This is a genomic window from Pseudomonas grandcourensis, assembly GCF_039909015.1.
Classification (GTDB): domain Bacteria; phylum Pseudomonadota; class Gammaproteobacteria; order Pseudomonadales; family Pseudomonadaceae; genus Aquipseudomonas; species Aquipseudomonas grandcourensis.
The window spans coordinates 1,244,449-1,266,718 of record NZ_CP150919.1; the positions used below are offsets into that span (position 1 = coordinate 1,244,449).

The following is a 22,270-nucleotide window of genomic DNA, read 5'->3' on the forward strand; positions in this document are numbered from 1 at the left end:
CATGGGGCGGTTCAGCGACTTCTTCGTTCGTGAGCTCAGCCGGCATCAGGTCTGGCGGTTTTTTCTGTTCGCCACCCTGGTGTATGTCCTGCCGTTGATCCTTGCGGATTATCCCTACATCGATGACAACTGGCGCTCGCTGGCAGCGGGTATGGCCTGGGCCGAACAGGGCCGGCTCTTCGCCCAACTGTTCTACAACGCGCTGACCTTCAGTCATGCCGCGCCGAACATCTTTCCCTTGCCCTTGTTGATCGCCACGCTGGCCATGGCGTCGGCGCTGACCAGCCTGACGTTTCATTACTTTCGCCAGCCCACCGTCGCTTGTTGCCTGGTGCTGTTGCCGCTCTGGTACAACCCGTTCTTCCTGCAAAACCTGTCCTATCAATACGACGGTCCCGCCACGGCCCTGAGCCTGGTGGCGGTGATCTACGCCATTACCTTTCGTCACCCTTGGCGCAGCGTGCAATGGCTGGTGCCGGCGTTCCTGATTGCACTGGCGCTGGGGTTGTATCAGATCAGCCTGAATGTGTTCCTGGGCCTGTGTTGCCTGGAGTTGCTCAGGGCCGCCAACGATAAAACGGCCCCGGTGCCATGGCGCGACTTGCTGGGCTGGAAAGCCGCACAGGTCATCCTCGGCGGGCTGATCTACAGCGTCAGTGCGGGTCCGTTCATGGACTCCAATCGCACATCGTTGCTCAATTGGACGGCGCATCCTTCATTGCAGATCCAGATCAACATTGCCCGGGTCCTGGAAAAAGTCGTGCTGCTGTTCCATGGCGGATGGCTCTGGGTGTTCGGCGGGTTGCTGTTGCTCGCGATAGCCGGGGCAGTGCGGTTGGGACTGAACGTAGCGGTGCGCCAGGACAGCGGACCGAAGAAGCTGTTGATTGGTCTGATGTGTTTACTGACATTGCCGGTGGTGACGCTGCTGGTGTCCGGTGTCGCGCTGTTTTTCCGCGACTTCAACGAAGGCGCCCGCACCTTGATGGGCTTCGCCGTGTTGCTGGTGTTGCTGTTCTACCTGGGCCATCTGGCGCTGGCGTCGATCCATGAGCGCTTGCCGCTGTTGTTGATGATTCCCCTGCTGGCCATGTTGTCGCTGTCGTTCGCCTATGGCCGGGTGCTGACGGTGCAGAAAACCTTCGCGTCCACGGCATTGGCCAGCCTTGCGTACGACATCGCCAGTCGTCAGGCACTGCGCGAGGCCAAGCGGATCTATATGTCGGTGAGTTATTCCGACTACTGGTTGCTGGCGGCAGCGGGTTCGTTCAAGCAGCTGCCGGTGCTGCACTACCTGTTCAATACCGACTTTTACATGCTGGCCGAGAATCTGCCGAAAGCGGGGATCACCAATGTGGTGGCGGAGCGGGAGCGGCGTAACGCGACGCGGGTGGGTTATCAGGGTTATCCGGCGCTGGTGGACAGCCAGTACTACCGGATTTACCTGATCGGTGATTACGGTTTCATCGTGATGAAGGAACCGACCCCGAGCAAAACCCTGCGCTGGTGACGCGCGATTTTGATCGGGGTGGCGAGGTCATGCCGCCGCTATGTCATTGGGCTCGAAACTGTCGGCCCGTGCCATCTGCCACATCCGCGAGTAGAACTCGCCGTTCACTTCGCCGGTCAGCAACTCGCCGGGTTTGAGGAACACATGCAGCTGCGAGAACAGCTTGATCTCGGTCGCCGACATGCGTCGCACCAGGTGCTTGGCGGACAATTGCGATGGATGTTCGAGGCCGGCGGCGGCGAGCATTTCCGCCAGGGCCTTGAGGGTGTTGCGGTGAAAGTTGAATACGCGCTGGGCCTTGTCCGGCACCACCAGCGCGCGCTGGCGCAGGGTGTCCTGGGTGGCGACGCCGGTCGGGCATTTGTTGGTGTGGCAGCTCTGCGACTGGATGCAGCCGATGGCGAACATGAAGCCGCGCGCCGAGTTGGCCCAGTCGGCGCCGATGGCCAGCACGCTGGCGATGTCGAAGGCGCTGACGATCTTGCCGCTGGCGCCGAGCTTGATCTTGTCCCGCAGGTTCAGGCCCACCAGGGTGTTGTGCACGAACAGCAGGCCCTCGCGCATCGGCACACCGATGTGGTCGGTGAACTCCACGGGCGCGGCGCCAGTGCCGCCTTCCTTGCCGTCAACGACGATGAAGTCCGGGAGGATGCCCGTCTCCAGCATGGCCTTGGCGATGCCCATGAACTCCCACGGGTGGCCGAGGCAGAATTTGAAGCCCACCGGTTTACCGCCGGACAACTCACGCAGTTGCGCGATAAAATGCATCATTTCAATGGGGGTGGAAAACGCAGTGTGGCGCGACGGAGACACGCAATCCTCGCCCATCGGGATGCCGCGGGTTTCGGCGATTTCTTTGGTGACCTTGTGTTTGGGCAGGATACCGCCGTGGCCGGGCTTGGCGCCCTGGCTCATCTTGATTTCGATCATCCGCACCTGCGGCGTCCGGGCTTGCGCCGCGAAGCGTTCCGGGTCGAAACGGCCGTCGCTGGTGCGGCAGCCGAAGTAGCCGCTGCCCAGTTCCCAGGTCAGGTCGCCGCCGTTTTCCCGGTGATAGGGGCTGATGCTGCCTTCACCGGTGTCATGGGCGAAGTTGCCGAGCTTGGCGCCCTGGTTCAAGGCACGGATGGCGTTGGCGCTGAGGGAGCCGAAACTCATGGCCGAGATATTGAACACCGACGCCGAATACGGCTGGGTGCACTGCGGACCGCCGACGGTGACGCGGAAACTGCTCGGGTCGCTCAAGGGCGCGGGGCGCATGGAGTGGCCGATGAATTCGAAACCCGACTGGTACACGTCAATCAGCGTGCCGAAGGGTTTGTCGGCGCTTTCGTTCTTGGCCCGGGAGTAGACCAGCGAGCGCTGGGCCCGGGAGAAGGGCAGGGCGTCGCTGTCGGACTCGAGCAGGTACTGGCGGATTTCCGGGCGGATGCCTTCGACCAGATAGCGGATATTGCCGAGGATCGGGTAGTTGCGGCGCACCGCGTGGGGGCTTTGCAGCAGATCGAACAAGCCGATCAGGCTGAGGACAGCGGTGACGGCGGTGATCGGCCAGAGCCAGTCATAGTCAAGAAAAGGCAGGCTGGCGAGGGTGAAGATCACGCAGACGGCAAAGAAGGCGTAGCGGCTCAGGAGTGACAGGCTCATACGGTTTCCTTGGGTTCGGACTCGAGTTTTAAAGATCGCAGCCTTCGGCAGCTCCTACAGGGGAATGCGATCCATGTAGGAGCTGCCGAAGGCTGCGATCTTTTCAGGCATTTTGTGCCTGGAGAAAAATCGAAAACAGCTCGGACTGGGATTTGATCCCCAGCTTGCTGTACATGTGTTTCTTGTGGACTTTCACGGTTTCGACCGAGATTTCCAGCTTACGGGCGATTTCTGTACTGGAGCAACCGCTGAGCATCAAGCGCCCGACATCCAGCTCCCGGACGGTCAACTGCGCGCCTTTGAGCTGCTGCACCGAGGCCTCCAGTTGTACCCGCCAATCAGCTTGCGGCGGTGCGGGGGCCAGGGCCACGACTTCGTTGATTTCATAGGGTAGACGCTGGCGCAACAAACCGAGCACCCACGGCTGGATCAACGACAACAAGGCGATCTGCTGGCCGCTGAAGCGCTGCGTGCTGCCTAGGGACAGGCACAGCGTGCGATCGCCTTCGAGCTGGCAATTGAACTGGATTTCATCGGCCACCACATTCAGACGAAAGTAGCGCTGGTAATACTCGGTCAGCTCGAAATGCTCCGGGGCCACTTCCGACAGGCGATACAGCCCGGTGCGCGACTGCTCGCGGCAGGCGATGTAGAAGGGGTCGAGCAGGTACAGGCCGCGCAGGTAATCCTGGAACAACTGGTCAGGGCTGCCGTCTTCGCCGGGGCATTCGGCGAACACCTGCGGGCGCTGATCGGCGCTGAAAAGCAGCGCCACCCAGCTGTCGAAGGGCACGTACTGGTCCAGTAGGCGTACCAGCTGGGTCCAGAAATTGGGCTTGTCCAGGGCGTCGATCAGTTGCCCCACCGAGCGGTGCCAGGCGATGTCGTCCAACGAGAGTGTCATGCATCTACCCCTATCGTGTTACCCCAGCGGCGTAATTCCCCGCCCGGTTGCTTGCTGCGCATACTGGCGCACAGACACCGACCGGGCAATCTTTCTGCGGCCCGGCCCATAACAAGGAATACCCATGAAGGTCGAACTCGCCCAATTGGCAGGCCGTGACAACGACACGGCCTACAACCTCGAACGCACCCTGGCGGCGATGGCTGCGTGCGCTGTCGATACGCAGCTGATCCTGTTCCCCGAAGGCCACTTGATGGGCTTCCCTTCGGCGGAGTCCGTGGCCGAGGTGGCCGAGGCGCTGGACGGCCCGTCCGTCAGTGCGGTGATCGCCGCCGCCCGCCAGCGCAATATCGCCGTGGCCATCGGCATGGCCGAGAACGACAACGGCCGCTTCTACAACACCACGCTGCTGATCACCCCTGAAGGCATCGCGCTGAAGTACCGCAAGACTCACTTGTGGGCCTCGGATCGCGGTGTCTACGAAGCGGGCGATCGCTACGCCACCTGCCTGTGGAACGGCCTGCGCGTGGGCCTGCTGATCTGCTACGACATCGAATTCCCCGAAAGCGCCCGCGCCCTGGCGCAACTGGGGGCCGAACTGTTGATCGTCACCAACGGCAACATGGACCCGTACGGCCCGACCCACCGCACCGCCATCATGGCCCGCGCCCAGGAAAACCAGGCGTTTGCGCTGATGGTCAACCGGGTGGAAGAGGGCGACGGTGGTTTGTTGTTTGCCGGCGGCAGCGCATTGGTCGATCCGCTGGGCACCTTGTTGTTCGAAGCCGGACGCAAGGAAGGGCAGTTTGCGGTCGAGCTGGACCTGAACCAGCTGACGGCGGCGCGCCAGGATTATCGCTATCTGGATGATCAGCGGCTGAGGTTGCCGGGGGAGGTGGTTGAGCAGGCGGATGGGCTGCGGGAGCTGCTGATTCCTGCGCGCTGATCCGGATTCCGTGTTGGCTGGGCTGACGCCTTCGCGAGCAAGCTCGCTCCCACAGGGGGTTTCCGGTGGATTCAGATTTTGTGATCGACAAAAAACCTGTGGGAGCAACTGTCTTCACCAAGCCACTCGTCACCGCCATTCGGTGCCGTCCCGCAACATGGCATTCAGTCTAATCAGTAAGATCCGCATGCAGGCGATGAGCGCGAATTCGTGCTGTTCCCGTTCATCGGCCTGGCAGCGGATTTGTGGCTGATGGTCAGCCTTGATCATCTAGCGGTTTATCTGGGGTTGAGCTGGCTGGCGATCGGCGTGGTGTACCTGGCGGAGTTGACCGGCGGGTTCCATCGGCAGCCGCCGGAGATGGATTTCCAGGAAGCTGCTTAAGCGAACTGGCTCCAAGCTGATTGCGTTGCGTAAAGCAAAAAGGCGAACACCTTCAAAGGTGTTCGCCTTTTTCGTTTCAAGCCTGGATAGGTTGTTTTTGCTGTTTTTTTTCTTCGTGTTTTTGCTTGTCACGGGGAAGGGCGTTGATGCAGTAGTTGACGTAGTAAAAGGTGAAAAGCCCGGTATAGACTAGGTTCATGCGCAGTTCGAAGTTGTGTTCAGCCAAGGTATATGCCCTTAACACCCTTCGTACACGGAAACACCAGAGCAGGGTCAGCAGTAAATATAGTATGAACAGAACACCTATAAGGGCGAATGCATAGTAGTGAGGTACCGAGCCGAGAGTTCCGATAGAACCAATGATGATCAGGTAGAAGACAAATAAAGCCGGGCTCATCGTCTTGATGTGTGTGACCTCCTCAAGTGCCGTGAAGGTTTTGTACATCCAGACATTTATATAGAGCCCACCAGTCAAGAGTCCCAGTAGAAGGAGAGGAAACGTCCTGGTGTTGATTTTTTCTTTCAATGTTGAAATGTCAGACATGCGAGGCGTTCCAGTGACGGTGGAGGGCGATTGACCGGTGAAGTTCGGCAGAACACGCTACCAAAGTCGTTCGTGGGAAATTTCCGGGCTTGTTGGCGGATAGTTCTGGATTCACCCTTGGCCGAGTTTTGAAGGCGTGGGATTCTGTGCGTCCCTCAACATGGACCTATAGTCAGCGATGCCTTCTTCTACTGATTTTTCACTCAATCATTCCAGGTTCATCCGCATCGCCGCTGCCCTGTTGATCGGCCCAGACGGCCGCACGTTGCTGGTGCGCAAGCGCGGCACCACGGCGTTCATGCAGCCGGGCGGCAAGATCGAGCCCCATGAATTGCCGGTTCACGCCCTGGCCCGGGAGCTGGAAGAAGAGTTGGGGCTGGACATCGACCCGGCGCAGGCGGTTTACCTCGGTCACTTCTCGGCACCGGCCGCCAACGAGCCGGGCTTTGTCGTACACGCCGAGCTTTTTCAGCTGAATATTGATTCGGATGTCACCCCGGAGGCAGAGATCGAAGAAGTGATCTGGATCGACCCGGTCACCGATGGCGGTGTCAGCCTGGCGCCATTGACACGGGACCTGATCCTGCCGTTTTATCGAGCATCGCTGACCGCGATCGCCTGATCATCACGCAAAGGACCTCGCCCATGATCCCGCTTCAAGACCTGCTGATTTTTACCGCTGCCGCGTTGTTGATGGTACTGACGCCGGGGCCGAACATGATCTACCTGATCTCCCGTTCGATCTGCCAGGGGCGCAAGGCCGGGGTGATTTCGCTGCTTGGGGTGGTTGCGGGTTTTTTCGTGCACCTGTTTGCTGCCGCCGCCGGTTTGACCGCGGTGTTCCTGGCGGTGCCGATGGCCTATGAGGTGTTGAAGTGGGCCGGTGCGCTGTACCTGTTGTGGCTGGCCTGGCAGGCAGTCAAACCCGGTGCGCGTTCGCCGTTCGAGGCACAGCAGTTGCCCCCGGATTCGTCGCGAAAACTGGTCACCATGGGCTTTCTGACCAGCGCCCTGAACCCGAAAATCGCGGTGTTCTATCTGTCGGTGTTTCCGCAGTTCATCACGCCGGAGCACGGTTCGGTGTTCAGCCAGAGCATCATCCTCGGCCTGACCCAGATCAGCGTCAGTTTCTGCATCAACCTGCTGATCGCCATGTTTGCCGCGGGTATCGCCTCGTGGTTCGTCAACAATCCGAGCTGGCTGGCGATGCAGCGCTATTTCATGGGCTTCGTGTTGTCGGCGCTGGCGCTGCGCCTGATGCTTGAGCAAAAACGGATGGCCTGAGGATGTGGATCGAACGACTGGATGCCAGCCATGCCCTGGACTACCGGGCGCTGATGCTCGAAGCCTACGACCTGCACCCGCAGGCCTTTACCTCGAGCGTGCGTGAGCGGGCGGCGATGCCGCTGGGCTGGTGGGAGTCGCGGCTGACCGGCAAGCTGGACGTGGTGCTCGGGGCGTTCGAAGAAGGCCGGTTGGCCGGCATCGTCGGCCTTGCGTTCGAGTCTCGGGAAAAGGCCCGGCACAAGGTGACGCTGTTTGGCATGTATGTTTCACCGACGGTCCGCCAGCGCGGGCTTGGCCATCAACTGGTCCAGGCTGCATTGGCCGAGGCGCAGAACCATGGAGGTTTGCGCCTGATCCAGTTGACCGTCACCGCCGGTAATGATGCCGCGTTCAACCTCTACCAGCGCTGCGGTTTCGTCCAGTTCGGGCTTGAGCCGATGGCGGTGCGGGTGGGTGAGGACTATTTCGACAAGATCCATATGTGGCGCGAAATATAAGGATCACCAAGATCCATGTAGGAGCGAGCCTGCTCGCGATGGCGGCGTGTCAGTCAATGCAGATATTGAATGTCAGACCGCTATCGCGAGCAGGCTCACTCCTACAGGGATTTTTGTTGTTCTATCGAACTGCGCTAACCCCATCCAATGTCGAAAACGACGTGTCCTTGGCCGTCAGCAGGAAGTCGCGCATGTACGGCGCATCAAGCATGTCGGCGCGGATCGCCGCATACAGTGTGGCGAACAAACCTTTCTCACCCAGCCGCTTGGCTTTCACGTAACCCCGCGAGCTGTATTCGTGCAGTGCCCAATGGGGCATGCCGCACACGCCGCGACCGCTGGCCACAAGTTGCATCATCATCACCGTCAGCTCCGAGGTGCGGACCTGGGCCGGTTCGATGTCGGCGGGTTCGAGGAAGCGGGTGAAGATGTCCAGCCGGTCCCGTTCTACCGGGTAGGTGATCAAGGTTTCCGGGAGCAGGTCTTCGGGGACGATATAGGCCTTGCTGGCCAGGCGGTGCTGGTTGGCCACCGCGAGCATCGCTTCATAAGTGAACAGCGGTACATAGGTGATCCCTGCCAGGTCCACCGGATCGGAGGTCACCACCAGGTCCAGGTCGCCACGGGCCAGGGCCGGCAGCGGGGCGAAGGAGAACCCCGAAGCCAGGTCCAGCTCGACTTCCGGCCAGGCGTCGCGGAACTGGTCGATGGTCGGCATCAGCCACTGGAAGCAACTGTGGCATTCGATGGCCATGTGCAGGCGACCGGCGGTGCCCCCGGCCAGACGACTGATGTCGCGCTCGGCGGCGCGCAGCAGCGGCAGGGTGGCGTCGGCCAGTTGCAGCAGGCGCAGACCGGCGCTGGTGAAGCGCACCGGTTTGGTCTTGCGCACGAACAGCGGCATGCCCATGCGCTCCTCCAGCTCCTTGAACTGGTGGGACAGGGCTGACTGGGTCAGGTGCAGGCGATCGGCCGCATCCACCAGGCTGTCGGCTTCGCGCAAGGCGTGCAGGGTCTTGAGGTGACGGATTTCAAGCACCGGGGGCTCCATGAGGAAAACTTGTCGATAAATCGAAAAGATTGAGTTTGTCTCATGTTGGGGCCGCTGTCGACCACCAGCACGGCGGAGCACATGGCGTACTCCGCCGTAGTTACTTTACAGCGCGGAAAAGTGTTTGTTGCCCAGCGGTTTGCCGATGTCGCCGCGCCAGATCGCCTCGACCGTACCGCCACTGGCGGCCACGTCCTTCTGCCATTGCAGGCCGAGGTTGCGTTGTTCCGGCCGTTTCAGATGGCCTTTGACGAAGTCGCTGAACTGAGGCTTGGCCGAGGTGTAGTGGAAGTGTGCGTACCACAGGGTTTGTGCCGGTTCGCTGCGCAGGTCGCGCACCTCGTATTCCTGGAGGAAATCCCGTCGTCCGTCTGCGCGTTTGCCCAGGTCGCGCAAACCGCCTTCCTTGCGGATGTCCACCACTTGCTGTTCAAGCAGATAGTCCAGATAACCTTCGGTCGGGGTTTTGCTGTTCATGCTTTGATCGATGCGCAGGGTGCGCCCCGTGCGCAACATCTCATCCGCCCGATTGCGCAATTGCAGCGCTACGGTCTCGGCGGGGGACAACCGTTCGATGGCCTGGGCGCGCAGGGTCAACTCCGCTGCTTCGCTGCTCATCATGTGTTCCAGGTCGACGGGCAGCATGTTTTGCTGCGCATAGCCTTTGACTTTGTGGGTATAGGCGTCCGCGGCTACCAGCCTTTTTCCGGCCTCTGTCAGCAGTGGCCTGACATCGGTCGGCAGCATCGGTTGCGCGGAGACGGCGGGTTCACTGAGGTGATATTTACCGCTGGAACGGGGCAGCCAGGTTTCCGTACGGCCATCGACACCTTCGATGGTGAAGCGCTTTTGCCGGGTGACCGCGTCGGTGCTGGCGATGCCGATCAACAACTGGTTGTCTTCGGTCTCGAACAGCTGCTGCCCGGGCCGTCCTTCCTTGGGAACCACCGAAGGGCGGGTCTTGATGGCATGGCGCGCGAAGTCCTCGACCCTGTCCAGATTGTCCAGAAATGCGGTGACTTGCTCCAGATCCAGGTGCTGCGGATAGCCGAGAGTCCAGGCGCCCAACTGACGGCGGAATCCGGTATAGGTGGCCAGGCAGTCTTCGAGGACTTTGTTGCGCTGGCTGACGCTGGCGCTCACCTGAGGTAGGTGATGCTGCGTCAGTAACGCGCGACCGACCTTGTTGCGGGCTGTTTTCAACTGTACGTGGAAGTACGCCCAGGACAGGTCGGTTACCGCGTCATAGTGGGTGATGATTTCCAGGGTATGTGCCGTTTTCAGGTAGAAGTGATTGGCGTCGCTGAATTTTTCATTCACGGTCGTCATGTCCTGCGCCAACTTCGATTTTTGCATCCGGTTGGTGATCCGGCGGTTCCAGCGATTGGCTTCCTCGACCGTCGTATGGAGCTGATCGAAATCTTTGAGAAAGTCTTTGCGGACCTCCTTGCGTTGCGCCATGAGCTGCAAATGCGCGGCGGTATCGGTGACCTGTGTGGTGTTTGAGCGCGCGATCAACTGATCGACACGGTCGAGGTGCTCCAGCAGCCGTTCCTTGACCAGGCCGATCCGCCGCAACGAACGGTCGACGATGATCCAGGCACAGCGGCTTTGAATGTCTTCGATCTGCACGCGTTTGCGGCCATGGCTGTACAGCATCAGCTCATCGAGATTCAGGTATTGGGCCTGGGCAAGGTCGATATCGTTCGTGCAGGTGATATCGGCACGGGCGCGAAGGGCCGGGCGCTGCTGGGGTTCGAGGCCGAAGTAGTGCTCCAGCGTGACGTTGCTGCTGCGGGTCTGGGTATCGAGCCGTCGCAAGTAGGCGTCGGCGGTATTGGTCAGGGTCAACTGCCGACGCAAGGCCCGATCGGTCCACCAGCGTGGCAGCCAGCGGCGAATGGCGACGGGCCAAAGTGGGTCCAGTCCATCGGCCATGTGCCCCAGCACCGCGCCACCCCCTACGCCGCCGCCTTCGATCACGGTGCCGTACACCGCGTAATGGGTGTTCCAGTGGCCGGATTCATCGAGGGCAACCGGTTGTTTGTAGCTCCGGCTGCGGGTGCCGCTCAAGCGCCAGCGGGGTGGTTGGCCTTCCAGCTCGATGCGATAGATTCGCCCCTGGCTGACCATGAAATGGCCGTCAACGTGGCGGTACACGTTGCGATAAATGCCTTCGGTGCCCGGTTGCAGGTCCGCAAGGGAAATCGGCTTTTCATATTCGTAACCCTTGAAGCGTTCCAGGGCACGTCGTGCCTGGTGTCGCGTCGATACCTGCAAGGCACGCGGGCTTTTGCCCAGCGCCCGCCACTGACGATTGCGCGTGACGGCGCGGGCCGCAGTGGGCGCAGCGCTGACACCCGGGAGAATGTCCATGGCCGCATCGATCAGCGACAACAGCACCGCTTCCACCTCGGCCAGGCCATGACCGACATCACCGCGCAGGAAGGCCGCCACCGCCAGGTTGATGCTGTTCCAGGCGTCGTACAGGGCGATGGCTGCACCGACGAAAGGCAGCATGCCCACGGCCATTTTCAGGTAGTTGAACATCGCGCCGGACTTCAGGGCGACTTGCTCCAGGTACAAGGCATCATTGGAGCGCGATGTCACCCGATGGGCTTCCAGCAAACGGCCCATGTGCACGTTCAGCAGATGCGCCGCCAGGGAGGTGCTGGATGGCCAAGGCATGCCGACGCCGATCAGACCGTCGAAGTTTCTCACTCGCGCCTCGTTGATTCGGCTGACGTGATGGGCGAACTCGCCGGTCAAGGCCCGTCCGGCGAGATAGGTGACCATGGAACTGCGCAGGCAATCGTTGAACAGTCGCATCCGCGCCTGCTCAAGGCTGTCGAACTGGCGAAGAAACACACCGTCCTGGCTGTCCGGCAGGTAGAGCAGGGTCAGGCCACTGATCCGCTCGACAATGAAGGTCACGCCGGACAGGGTGCTCGGCCCCTGGCCAGGGGTGTCGCTGCCGCCTACTGTCAGGTGCGCTGGCAGCAACTCGATGCGTTTACCATGGGCGCTGAAGGCTTCACGACTACTGGCATCGATGGCGATGCCCAGGACCTGTTGGCCATCGGCATTGATGTCCTTGGCGAGCACGGCGAACTCGCCTTGCAGGCGCAGCATCAGGCGCCAGGGTTCGCTCAGGCATTCGTGGCGGTATTCATTGCTGAAGGCCGGCGCGGCCGAGGTGCCGAGGAAGGTTTCATGAATCAGCGTTTCATACTGTCCGGCCAGGTCCAGTTCGGCGACCATCTTGCGTAGCCAGGCCTGGGTGATGGCGGTTTTCAGCTTCTGATGATCTGCCGGGTCGCCGCCGCTGGTCTCCACTTGCATGAACGACAGGCGCCACGACATCGCCTGATCAATGTTGCTTTGCGCCAGGTCGCCGAGGGTCAACTTGCTGCGTTGCTGGCTGGCGACCAGCACGTTTTCCTGGGGTGTCCCTGGTGCCGCCCCCTCGGTGACGACCTTGCGCCAGGCGGTGGAGTCAGGCACGTCCAGTAGCACGTCAACGTTTCGGGACAGGCCGAACGCCTGGCGCAGGTAGGCATCAATGGCCTTTTTGCTGAAGGCGTCGCGGGGCGGCAATTCGCGCTCCAACCATTCATGGGAGCGCTTCATGGCCTTGATGTAGGACTTGAACAGCGTCTTGATCCGCTCACGTTGCACGGCGGACAGGGTGCCGTGCCAGGCCGGCAAGCGTGCGGCCAGCGCACTGCTGTGAACTTGCTCGACAATGTGTTGGTGCGCCAGCTCCCGGGCTGCAGGGACAGGAACCGTCAGGCAGGCGAGGGTCTGCTCGCGCAGCTTTTCCAGTTCTGTCTCGCGTTGACTGGCGCGAGACGGAACCGGGTTGGTGGTCAGTAGCCGGGCCACTTCTTGTACGCAGCCATGAAGCTGGTTCTGCAAGGCATATTCGAACGGGTTTGCAGTCAGCGGCAGCAGATGCAGCGCTTGACTGCCGTCGTTGACCGATAGTTTGAACAGCGACTGTTCCAGCGCCTGTCGAGAAGCGAATCGTTGCAGGCCACCGAAACGTCCGGGCCAGTAGAGCAACAGGCTTTCGGTCGAGGATGGCAGCAAGGCCGACGGCCGGGAAAACAGCAATACACCGTCCAGTTCCCGGGTTTGTGTACCGCTGGTGTCACCTTCGCTGTTCGTCATCGACAACACCAGGCGCGCCACCACCACCCCGTTCGGATGTGGTTGATCCGGTGCGTCCAGCACACTGATCAGCCATTGATGTTCCTCTTGGCTGATCTGGTTCAGGCTCAATTGCAGCCCGGCTTCGGCGCGCAGGCCGTCCAGGCGTGCCTGGTAAAGGGCGGCGTAGTGCGGGCGGTTTTTGTGGCGCAGTTCCAGCATTTTCTGCGCACTGTCGCTGTGCAGCAGTGCGGTTGCGGCGGTGGTGCTGGCCTGCTCGGCCGCAGCGAGGGCGTCCATTTGCTGTTGCAGACGTTGCAGGCGCGGGTCAGTGTGGTCGCCCTGAAAGTTCTCGCCCAGCAAGGCATCCAGTGCCGTGCGCTGTTGCGCCAGTGCCTGGCGACGGATGCCCAGTGGAATATCGGGGCTCAGCTGGCCGAACAGGACACCTTCGTCGTTGGAATCCGCGTCCGGCAGGTCGGCGGGCAGGGCCAGGGTCGATTCGTTGCGCGACCGGTCCTCAGGTGCGACGTGCAAGCGCGGCCACAGGGATTCGGCGCTGGTCTGCAGCACCTTTTGCTCAAGCACTGTGTACTCGACCCTGAGGGTGTCTCTCGGTATCCGGGGTTGGTCGAACATCTGCGGCTGATGTTCGATCAGCCAGCTTTCCATATCGACACGCTTCTCAAAGGTCATCCAGGCGGATGGCAGGGAAGGCGAGTACAGCAGCTGAGCGACCGGTTGCTTCGTGTCCCGGGTGATGACCAAGGCGCCCGATAGCTTGACTGACAAGCCTTTGCCATCCTTGAACTGCATTTGCTCGACGTAAACCCGTGGCGTGGCAGGCGTTGCTGTTTGCACGGGCGGGTCGATGATCGCCTGTAATGTCTCGATCTGTTCGGCTTGTAGAATGCCTTGGGCAAAAGCCCATTGGCTCGACGCCTCGAAATGCTGACGGTACAAGCGGTTTGCCTGTGCCTTACGCGTCTGATCCGTACCGCGCGCACGGGCATTCCACCAAGTGCTGGCGAGCGGCGACTGCGGGTTTTGCGCCATAAGCGCCCGCCACTGTTCACAGCATTCATTCCAGCGTTCCGAGGCGCTCAGGGTCAGGCTTTGATCCGGGTTCGCGGGTAAAGGAAAGGCAAGGCCGAAATCGGCCGTCAGGGGGGTGGTTTCGTCAGCCATGACGATGAGTCTCCATAAGGCCGGACCGTACCGGCGGTACGGGTATTAGGTGGCAGTCGTCAAACGGTCGGGTGGTACATAGTTATCGCGAGGCTGAATCTGGCGCTTGATGACCGCTCGGCACTCTTCATCAAACTGTCATGGAACTGTGGCAGCGCGCTCTAACAAACTTCATCAGACTCGCGCTCTACTGGGGTTCTGCGTTTTGGTGTTTTTTCATGGGTGCTTCATTCTTTTCACGAATCGTATTTCTGGCCGCGCTGTTGTTCGGCCTGCCGGCCCTGGCGGCTTCGCGTTGTGACGTCAATGTTCCGACCGAACGGGTGGATCTGGCCCAGGTAAGCCTGGCGTATCAGAGCATCGGCCGTGCGTCCGATCCGGCCTTGCTGCTGGTGATGGGCCTGGGCGGGCAATTGATTCACTGGCCGGACGAGGTGGTGGTCGCACTGTGCCAGCAGGGCTTCCGGGTGATCCGCTATGACAATCGCGATGTCGGCCTGTCGACCTGGCGGCAAGCACCGGCCGAAGCCAACCTGACCTTCGAAGTGCTGCGCTACAAACTCGGATTGCCGGTGTCGTCGCCGTATTCGCTGACTGACATGGCCGACGATGGCCTGGGCTTGATGGACGCCTTGCACATCGACCAATTCCACGTGTTGGGCGCCAGCATGGGCGGAATGATCGCCCAGCACATGGCGGCCATGGCACCGCAAAGGGTCGAGAGCCTGACCCTGATCATGACCTCCTCCGGCGCCGAAGGCTTGCCGGCGCCAAGTGCGGCGCTGGTGCAGTTGTTGGCCCGGCGCGGCGCACCGAACCGCGAAGTGGCCCTGGAGCAACAGGCCGATCTGCTGGCGGCGCTGGGCAGCCCGATGGTCACCGATGATCGCCAGTCGCTGCTGCATCAGGCGGCGCTGTCCTATGACCGCGCATTCAATCCCGAGGGCGTGAAACGCCAGATCATGGCCATTCTTGCCGAGCCGAGCCGGGTGAGCCTGCTCAATCAGTTGCGGGTGCCGGCGCTGGTGGTGCATGGCACGGCCGACCCGCTGCTGCCGGTGATGCATGGGGTGCATCTGGCGGCGCACTTGCGTGGCAGTCAGTTGATCCTGATTCCGGGGCTGGCCCATCGTTTCCAGGAGGCGTTCAAGGCGCCGTTGCTGGCGGCGGTGTTGCCGTACTTGCGCGAGCACCGTGAAGACACTTCACACTGGGCGCAGATCGAGCCTGTGGCTGATCGCAACCTCCTCTAACCCCAAAATCCCCTGTAGGAGCAGCCTTCGGCAGCTCCTACAGGGGTAGTGGGCGATCAGGTTTTGCTCAATGGCTCAGGCCGTACTTTTTGACTTTGTCGAACAGCGTGGTCTTGGCCATGCCCAGTTCCTGGCTGGCCTGGGTCAGGTTGCCGCCGCTGCGTTGCAAGGCGTCGCTGAGCAGGTTGCGCTCGAACGCTTCCACCGCTTCGGCAAAGGCCAGGCCTTGATTGCCGGCGCCGGCACCGGGTTTCTTGAACGCCGGCAGGCCCAGGGCAAAGCGCTCGGCAACGTTGCGCAGTTCACGCACGTTACCCGGCCAGTCGTGGCTCATCAGGTTCGAAACGGTCTGGTTGTCCAGCTCCGGCACCGCACGGTCGAAGCGCAGGGACGACTGCTGCAAGAAGTGTTCGAACAGTTGCAGGATGTCCTCGCGGCGCTCGCGCAGCGGCGGCAGTTCCAGGGTCACCACGTTGAGGCGGTAATACAGGTCGCTGCGGAACTCGCCGGCCTTGCTCGACTCGACGAGGTCGGATTTGGTCGCCGCGATGACGCGGCAATCCACCGCTACGCTCTGGTTCGAACCGAGGCGTTCGAGGGTGCGCTCCTGCAACACCCGCAGCAGTTTGATCTGCAAGGGCAGGGGCATGCTTTCCACTTCGTCGAGGAACAGCGTGCCACCGTCGGCGTGTTCGATCTTGCCGATCCGCCGCTTGCCCGCGCCGGTAAAGGCGTTGGCCTCGTGGCCGAAAATTTCACTTTCGAACAGGTTCTCCGGCAGGCCGCCGCAGTTCAAGGCGACGAACTGCTTGGTGTGGCGCCGACTGAAATCGTGCAGGCAACGGGCAACCAGTTCCTTGCCGGTGCCGGTCTCGCCTTCGATCAGCACGTTGGCCGAGGTGTCGGCAACGTTGGCGATCAGTTCCCGCAGGTTCTGCATGGCCGGCGAGCGACCGATGATCCGCCCTTCGAGGGAATCGCGTTCGGCCAGTTGTCGGCGCAGCGACGACACCTCCCGCGCCAGGCTGCGTTGTTCCAGGGCGCGGCGGGCGACATCCACCAGGCGTTCAGGGGAGAACGGCTTTTCCATGAAGTCGTAGGCGCCTTTCTGCATCGCGCCGACGGCCATGGAGATGTCGCCATGCCCGGTAATCAGTACCACCGGCAGGCTGCGGTCGCGCTCCTTGAGTCGCGTCAGCAGTTCCAGGCCATCGATGCCCGGCAGGCGGATGTCGCTGACGACGATGCCGGCGAAGTTGTCGCCGACCCGCTCCAGGGCTTCTTCGGCGCTGCCCACGCCAATGCAGGGAATGTCTTCCAGGGTCAGTGCCTGCTGGCAGCCGAGCAGCACATGGGGGTCGTCTTCGACGATCAATACACTAAGGTCGTTGTTCATATTGGCTCGGCGGGAGTGGGGCTTACCAACGGTAAACTGAGGACGAATGCGGTACCACCGTTGGCCGGGTGCTCGACACCCAGGTGACCGCCGGTGGCGGCGGCCAGGCTGGCGGAAAGGGTCAGGCCAAGGCCCAGGCCCTGTTCGCCGGGTTTGGTGGTAAAGAACGGTTCGAACAGGTGCTTGCGCGCTTCGGCGTCGATGCCGTGGCCGTTGTCACGCACCCGCAGGCGGTATTTGCCATCGAACGCTTCGCCTTCGAGCCACAGCTCGGGTTGCGGTTGCGCTTGCATGGCGTCGAGGGCGTTGCCGATCAGGTTGACCAGAATCTGCTCCAGACGGGTCTGGTCGATCTGTACCTGCACATCGGTGAAATCGCGGTGCAGTTGCAGGTGAATGTTTTCCACCCGACCACCGAGCAATTGCAGGGCCGCGTCCACGCCTTTGCCGAGGCAGGCCTGGCCCTTGTCGTCACCGCGCCGGGCGAACGAGCGCAGGCTGGCGGTGATCCGGCCCATGCGGTCGATCAGTTCGTTGATGGTCTTGAGGTTGGTGCTGGCCACGTCGAGCTGGCCGCGTTCGAGGAAGCGCACGGTATTGCCGGACAAGGTGCGCAGCGCCGCCAGCGGCTGGTTCAGTTCGTGGGCGATGCTGGTGGACATCTGGCCGATGGCCGCGAGTTTTCCGGCCTGTACCAACTCATCCTGGGCGCGGCGCAAGGTCTCTTCGGCCTGCCGGCGTTCGCGGATCTGGCCCTTGAGCCGTTCGTTGCTGGCGCGCAAGTCGGTGGTGCGTTCGGTAATCCGACGCTCCAGCTGATTGTTGGCTTCCTGCAAGGCTTCCCGGGCCGCGAGGCGGGTGGCGATCACCTTGCGCCGCTCGTTCCAGGCGATCAAAAGGAACGCCAGGAGGGCAAACGCCACGGCCACAAGGATCCCCTGGTTGATCGCTTCGCGGCGCAAGTCCTGCAGTGGCGTAAGCAGGGTGAAGTTCCACGGCGTATCGCTCAACGGCCGGGTCTGCGCCAGGTAGCTGATGTTTTCGTCGTCGGACATCAGCTCGCTGTTGGCCGGGAACGTGAGTTTTTCCACGCCATCGGACAGGGTTTCCCGCGCCAGCGGCTGCAGTTCGTTGAGCGGAAACCAGTAGTACTGCAGGCTGCGGGCGAGTTTTTCTTTGGTTTCATCGCTCAGCGGCACCACCGATTTCAAGCGCCGCGCCGGATCGCTGGACAGAATGATGATGCCGTTCTCGTCGCTGACGAAGGCTTCCAGGCGAGCCCGTTGCCAGCGTTCTTCCATGGCTTCCAGGCGGACCTTGACCACGGCGACGCCGATGATCTTGCCGTGTTCTTCCAGGCCATGGGCCAGGTAGTAACCGGGTTCGCCGTTGGTGCTGCCGATGCCGTAGAAGCGCCCTGGCTGACCGCGCACGGCGTTCTGGAAATAGGCGCGAAAGGACAGGTCTTCACCCAGGTAACTGTCGACATCGCGCCAGTTGCTGGTGGCCATGACACGGCCTGTGGTGTCCATCACGTAGATGGCCCGACTGCGGCTGCGCCGGTTCAGGCCTTCGAGGTAATCATTGACCGTCTGCCGGTGTTCCGGCGTCGGGTCGGCCAGCAACTGCGAAACGCTGGTTTCGAGTTCCAGCAGGCTGGGCAGGTAGGTGTATTTGCTGATTTCGCTTTCGACGGCGCGGGCGTGCAGTTCCAGCTGGCGCTGGCCGTTTTCGCTGAGGTTGCGGATGCCGTAGTGTTCACTGATCCAGAAGCCGATATAGCCCAGGCCGATCATCATGGCGATGATCAGCGGCGGCAGGAACAAATGACGAACCAGACGGGGTTTCACGGCGAGTGACGGCGACGCTGCGCGATAAAGAGTGGGGTCGCATTTCATCACAGATGCCTTGGGTCAACCACAACACAAATCTCAAGATCACCACTGACCCAATGTGGGAGCGGGTTCTGTGGCGAGGGGGCTTGCCCCCGTTCGGCTGCGCAGCAGTCGTAAACCCATTGCATGCGGTCTGACTATAAAATGCCGGGGCCGCTTCGCGACCCAACGGGGGCAAGCCCCCTCGCCACAAAAGCCCGCCTCCACAGAGGGAGCGGTGTTTTGCTTAGTGCTGCAAGATCTTGTTGAGGAAGTGCTGCGTACGCTCGGCACGGTGGCTGATGTCGCCGAAGAACTCCTCTTTCGGGCAGTCTTCGATGATCTTGCCGGCGTCCATGAAAATCACCCGGTCCGCCACTTTACGGGCGAAGCCCATTTCGTGGGTCACGCACATCATGGTCATGCCTTCGTGGGCCAGTTGCACCATCACGTCGAGCACTTCGTTGACCATTTCCGGGTCCAGCGCCGAGGTCGGTTCGTCGAACAGCATGACGATCGGGTCCATCGCCAGCGCACGGGCAATCGCCACGCGCTGTTGCTGACCACCGGACAGTTGGCCAGGATGCTTGTGGGCGTGGGCCGAGAGACCGACGCGCTCGAGCAGTTGCAGGCCTTTCTTGGTGGCTTCTTCCTTGCTGCGGCCCAGCACTTTGATCTGCGCGATGGTCAGGTTTTCGGTGATGGTCAGGTGCGGGAACAGCTCGAAGTGCTGGAACACCATGCCCACGCGGGAACGCAGTTTCGGCAGATTGGTCTTCGGATCGGCGATGGAGGTGCCGTCGACCACGATGTCGCCTTTCTGGAACGGTTCCAGGGCGTTGACGCACTTGATCAGGGTCGATTTGCCGGAACCGGATGGCCCGCACACCACGATCACTTCACCTTTCTTGACCTCGGTGCTGCAATCAGTCAGTACCTGGAAGTCCCCATACCACTTGTTGATGCTTTTGATAGAGATCATACGGCGAACCTTTTTTGCAGACGCTTGACCAGCAGCGAGGCGGAAAAGCTGATGATGAAGTACACGAGACCCGCGAAAATCAGGAACTCATTGGAGCGGCCAATGATGTCGCCACTGGCGCGCGAAGCATTGAGGAAGTCCACCAGGCCGACGGCGTAGACCAGCGAGGTGTCCTGAAACAGGATGATGCTCTGTTGCAGCAACAGCGGCGTCATCTTGCGGAACGCTTGCGGCAGGATGATCAGGCGCATCATCTGCCCGTAGGACATGCCCAGTGCCTGGGCAGCACCCATCTGGCCCTTGGGAATCGACTGCACACCGGCGCGGACGATTTCGCAGAAGTACGCGGCTTCGAACATCATGAAGGCCACGATGCACGAAGCGAACGCGCCGATCGGCGTGTCTTCGCCGGTGATCCAGCGCAGCACGAACGGTACCGCCAGGTAGAACCAGGTGATCACCAGCAGCAGCGGGATCGAGCGGAAATAGTTGACGTAGGCGCCGGCCAGGTTCGACAGCAGTTTGTTGTGCGACAGACGGCACAGCGCCAGGAGGGTGCCGAGGATGATGCCGCCGATCACGCCCATGGCCATCAGCTTGAGGGTCATGATCATGCCGTTCCACAGGCCCGGCAGGGACGGGATGATGCCCGAGAAGTCGAATTCCATCATTTACCCCCTACGGAGATCAGGCCCGGTACGGCGACTTTCTTCTCGACCAGGCGCATCAGCAACATCAGGCTCATGTTCAGGGTGAAGTAGATCAGCGTTGCCAGGGTAAAGGCTTCGAACAGGTTGGCGGAGAACTCGGCGGTCTGTTTGGTCTGCGCGAGCAACTCCATCAAGCCGATCAGCGAGGCCACGGAGGTGTTCTTGAAGACGTTCAAAAATTCCGAGGTAAGCGGCGGAATGATGATCCGGTAGGCCTGGGGCAGCAGCACGTTCCAGTAGATCTGCGGCAGCTTGAAACCCATGGCGCGGGCGGCGGATTCCTGGCCTTTTGGCAGGGCCTGGATACCGGTGCGCACCTGTTCGCAAACCCGGGCGGTGGTGAACAGGCCGAGGCACACGACGACGCTGAGGAAGGCCGAGGTGGTGGGGTTCAGGTCCTGCTTGTACCACTCTTGCAGGTCGGCCGGCAGCAGGTCGGGTACCAGGAAGTACCAGATGAACAGCTGGACCAGCAGCGGCACGTTACGGAAGAGTTCGACGTAGCAGGTGGCGATGCCCGATACGATGCGGTTCGGCACGGTACGCATCACGCCCAGGATCGAGCCCAGTGTCAGGGCGATGATCCAGGCCGCGATGGCGATGCCGATGGTCCAGGCCAGACCGGTCATGTACCAATCGAGATAGGTCTCGCTGCCCACGCCGGTGGACTTGAAGAACACGCCCCAGTCCCAGTTGTAATTCATTAGGGTCTCCCCTCAGTTCAATCGATGTACAAGTGCCCGCTTGGGGGAAGCTCCGTTCCCGCCTGATCTTTACGATCAGGCACACGCCCCCGGCTCGACAGCCACCGGTTCGAGTGTTTCCAAAAAATGCCAGCAGGAAGTGACCACCTCCTGAAAGGGCCAGGGCCCTTTCAGGAGATAAGGTTAGTCAGAAATCAGGACTTCTTGTCGTCAGCCGCTTTATCGGTCGGATTGGCGATCAGGGCCTTGAGCTCGTTGCTCATCGGGAAGTTCAGGTTCAGGCCTTTTGGCGGGATAGGTTGCATGAACCATTTTTCGTAGATCTTGTTGATCTCGCCCGATGCGTAGGTGGCCTTGATGGCGTCATCCACAGCCTTTTTGAACGGTTCGTCGCCTTTGCGCACCATGCAGCCGTAGATTTCGTAGGACTGTGGAGTGCCGGTCACGGCCCAGTCGCTTGCCTTCTTGGCCTTGGCAGCTTCACCGGCCAGCAGGGCGTCGTCCATCATGAAGGCCACTGCGCGGCCGGTTTCCAGCATCTGGAACGACTCGCCGTGGTCTTTGGCGGAGATGACGTTCATGCCCATCTGCTTGTCGGCGTTCATCGCCTTGAGGATGCGCTCGGACGTGGTGCCGGCGGTGGTCACGACGTTCTTGCCGGCCAGATCAGGGAAATCCTTGTACTTGGAGTCTGCCTTGGACAGCAGGCGAGTACCGATTTCGAAGATGCCAACGGAGAAGTCAACTTGCTGCTGACGCTCGACGTTGTTGGTGGTGGAGCCGCACTCGAGGTCCACGGTGCCGTTCTGCACCAGCGGGATACGGGTTTGCGAGGTCACCAGGTTGTACTTGACCTGGAGGTTCGGCATGTCGAGGTCTTTTTTCAGCGCTTCGACGACTTTCAACTGGATGTCGTGGGAGTAGCCGACCGGTTTGCCGGAAGCATCCGCGATGTAGGAAAACGGAATGGAAGCGTCGCGATGCCCGAGGGTGATGACGCCGGACTCTTTGATCTTCTTCAGGGTGCCGGTGAGTTCGGCGGCGAAAACTGGCGTGCTGATCAGAGCGGCAGCAATGGCTGCGCCCAGGATATGGGGAACGATGCGCATCAAATTTTCCTCGACATTGTTTTTTTTATGGAGCCAGTTGATCGGCCCTTTTGTGCTGCAAAACACCTGAGCGCTATTGAGAGTCGGCGCAAAGGACATTCGTCGAAGAAGTGTAGAGCATGACTCGTGCCA

General features: G+C 61.0%; 17 protein-coding genes and 1 pseudogene. 7 read left to right on the forward strand and 11 right to left on the reverse strand.

Annotated features, from left to right (window positions below; all coding sequences use genetic code 11):
• Position 1 precedes the first annotated feature (1 nt).
• On the forward strand, positions 2 to 1,510 hold the full coding sequence (locus tag AABM52_RS05425) for a glucosyltransferase domain-containing protein (RefSeq protein ID WP_347910835.1): 1,509 nt from the start codon (positions 2 to 4) through the stop codon (positions 1,508 to 1,510).
• A 27-nt stretch (positions 1,511 to 1,537) separates the two neighbouring features.
• Here the strand turns inward: AABM52_RS05425 and AABM52_RS05430 are convergent, their stop codons facing one another.
• Both AABM52_RS05430 and AABM52_RS05435 read right to left on the reverse strand, forming a co-directional pair.
• Positions 1,538 to 3,157, reverse strand: a complete 1,620-nt coding sequence (locus AABM52_RS05430; RefSeq protein WP_347910836.1) for an FMN-binding glutamate synthase family protein — start codon at positions 3,155 to 3,157, stop codon at positions 1,538 to 1,540.
• 103 nt (positions 3,158 to 3,260) lie between these two features.
• Positions 3,261 to 4,061: a LuxR C-terminal-related transcriptional regulator gene (locus AABM52_RS05435; RefSeq protein WP_347910837.1), complete on the reverse strand. Its 801-nt coding sequence runs from the start codon at positions 4,059 to 4,061 to the stop codon at positions 3,261 to 3,263.
• 124 nt (positions 4,062 to 4,185) lie between these two features.
• Here AABM52_RS05435 and AABM52_RS05440 point away from each other — a divergent pair, with 124 nt between their 5' ends.
• Both AABM52_RS05440 and AABM52_RS05445 read left to right on the forward strand, forming a co-directional pair.
• Entirely contained in the window at positions 4,186 to 5,007 is an 822-nt protein-coding gene (locus AABM52_RS05440) for a carbon-nitrogen hydrolase family protein (protein ID WP_347910838.1), read from the forward strand.
• A gap of 207 nt (positions 5,008 to 5,214) precedes the next feature.
• A pseudogene (locus tag AABM52_RS05445) lies at positions 5,215 to 5,391 on the forward strand (amino acid permease); the annotation flags it as partial.
• 76 nt (positions 5,392 to 5,467) lie between these two features.
• Here the strand turns inward: AABM52_RS05445 and AABM52_RS05450 are convergent.
• Positions 5,468 to 5,935, reverse strand: a complete 468-nt coding sequence (locus AABM52_RS05450; RefSeq protein WP_347910839.1) for a hypothetical protein — start codon at positions 5,933 to 5,935, stop codon at positions 5,468 to 5,470.
• A gap of 178 nt (positions 5,936 to 6,113) precedes the next feature.
• Here AABM52_RS05450 and AABM52_RS05455 point away from each other — a divergent pair, with 178 nt between their 5' ends.
• From AABM52_RS05455 to AABM52_RS05465, 3 genes are read left to right on the forward strand one after another with little or no spacing between them, the layout of a single operon-like run.
• Positions 6,114 to 6,557 (forward strand): NUDIX domain-containing protein, encoded by a 444-nt coding sequence (locus AABM52_RS05455; RefSeq protein WP_347910840.1) that lies wholly within the window; start codon positions 6,114 to 6,116, stop codon positions 6,555 to 6,557.
• A 23-nt stretch (positions 6,558 to 6,580) separates the two neighbouring features.
• Positions 6,581 to 7,219 carry a LysE family translocator gene (locus AABM52_RS05460; protein ID WP_347910841.1) on the forward strand — a complete coding sequence of 213 codons (639 nt, stop codon included), beginning with the start codon at positions 6,581 to 6,583 and terminating at the stop codon, positions 7,217 to 7,219.
• Positions 7,220 to 7,221: 2 nt separating this feature from the next.
• Complete coding sequence (locus AABM52_RS05465; RefSeq protein WP_347910842.1) at positions 7,222 to 7,719, forward strand: GNAT family N-acetyltransferase; 498 nt, start codon at positions 7,222 to 7,224, stop codon at positions 7,717 to 7,719.
• A 121-nt stretch (positions 7,720 to 7,840) separates the two neighbouring features.
• Here the strand turns inward: AABM52_RS05465 and metR are convergent, their stop codons facing one another.
• Together metR and AABM52_RS05475 are read right to left on the reverse strand one after the other, a co-directional pair.
• Complete coding sequence (gene metR / locus AABM52_RS05470) at positions 7,841 to 8,758, reverse strand: transcriptional regulator MetR (protein WP_007985733.1); 918 nt, start codon at positions 8,756 to 8,758, stop codon at positions 7,841 to 7,843.
• 117 nt (positions 8,759 to 8,875) lie between these two features.
• Positions 8,876 to 14,110 carry a DUF6543 domain-containing protein gene (locus AABM52_RS05475; protein ID WP_347910843.1) on the reverse strand — a complete coding sequence of 1,745 codons (5,235 nt, stop codon included), beginning with the start codon at positions 14,108 to 14,110 and terminating at the stop codon, positions 8,876 to 8,878.
• A 218-nt stretch (positions 14,111 to 14,328) separates the two neighbouring features.
• Here AABM52_RS05475 and AABM52_RS05480 point away from each other — a divergent pair, with 218 nt between their 5' ends.
• Positions 14,329 to 15,363 (forward strand): alpha/beta hydrolase, encoded by a 1,035-nt coding sequence (locus AABM52_RS05480; RefSeq protein WP_347910844.1) that lies wholly within the window; start codon positions 14,329 to 14,331, stop codon positions 15,361 to 15,363.
• A 67-nt stretch (positions 15,364 to 15,430) separates the two neighbouring features.
• Here the strand turns inward: AABM52_RS05480 and AABM52_RS05485 are convergent, their stop codons facing one another.
• The 6 genes from AABM52_RS05485 to AABM52_RS05510 form a co-directional block, all read right to left on the reverse strand.
• A complete protein-coding gene (locus AABM52_RS05485; protein WP_347910845.1) occupies positions 15,431 to 16,759 on the reverse strand; it encodes a sigma-54 dependent transcriptional regulator in 1,329 nt (442 codons plus the stop codon).
• Positions 16,756 to 18,657 carry a sensor histidine kinase gene (locus AABM52_RS05490; RefSeq protein WP_347910846.1) on the reverse strand — a complete coding sequence of 634 codons (1,902 nt, stop codon included), beginning with the start codon at positions 18,655 to 18,657 and terminating at the stop codon, positions 16,756 to 16,758. The genes AABM52_RS05485 and AABM52_RS05490 overlap by 4 nt, the downstream gene beginning before the upstream one ends.
• Positions 18,658 to 18,880: 223 nt before the next feature.
• Positions 18,881 to 19,615 carry an amino acid ABC transporter ATP-binding protein gene (locus tag AABM52_RS05495; RefSeq protein ID WP_093214651.1) on the reverse strand — a complete coding sequence of 245 codons (735 nt, stop codon included), beginning with the start codon at positions 19,613 to 19,615 and terminating at the stop codon, positions 18,881 to 18,883.
• A complete protein-coding gene (locus AABM52_RS05500; RefSeq protein WP_347912586.1) occupies positions 19,612 to 20,283 on the reverse strand; it encodes an ABC transporter permease subunit in 672 nt (223 codons plus the stop codon). Before AABM52_RS05500 ends, AABM52_RS05495 begins: the two co-directional genes overlap by 4 nt.
• The gene (locus tag AABM52_RS05505) at positions 20,283 to 21,029 is read right to left on the reverse strand and encodes an amino acid ABC transporter permease (RefSeq protein WP_347910847.1); all 747 of its coding nucleotides are present in this window, start codon (positions 21,027 to 21,029) and stop codon (positions 20,283 to 20,285) included. The genes AABM52_RS05500 and AABM52_RS05505 overlap by 1 nt, the downstream gene beginning before the upstream one ends.
• 194 nt (positions 21,030 to 21,223) lie before the next feature.
• Positions 21,224 to 22,138 (reverse strand): glutamate/aspartate ABC transporter substrate-binding protein, encoded by a 915-nt coding sequence (locus tag AABM52_RS05510; protein ID WP_347910848.1) that lies wholly within the window; start codon positions 22,136 to 22,138, stop codon positions 21,224 to 21,226.
• Positions 22,139 to 22,270: the final 132 nt, after the last annotated feature.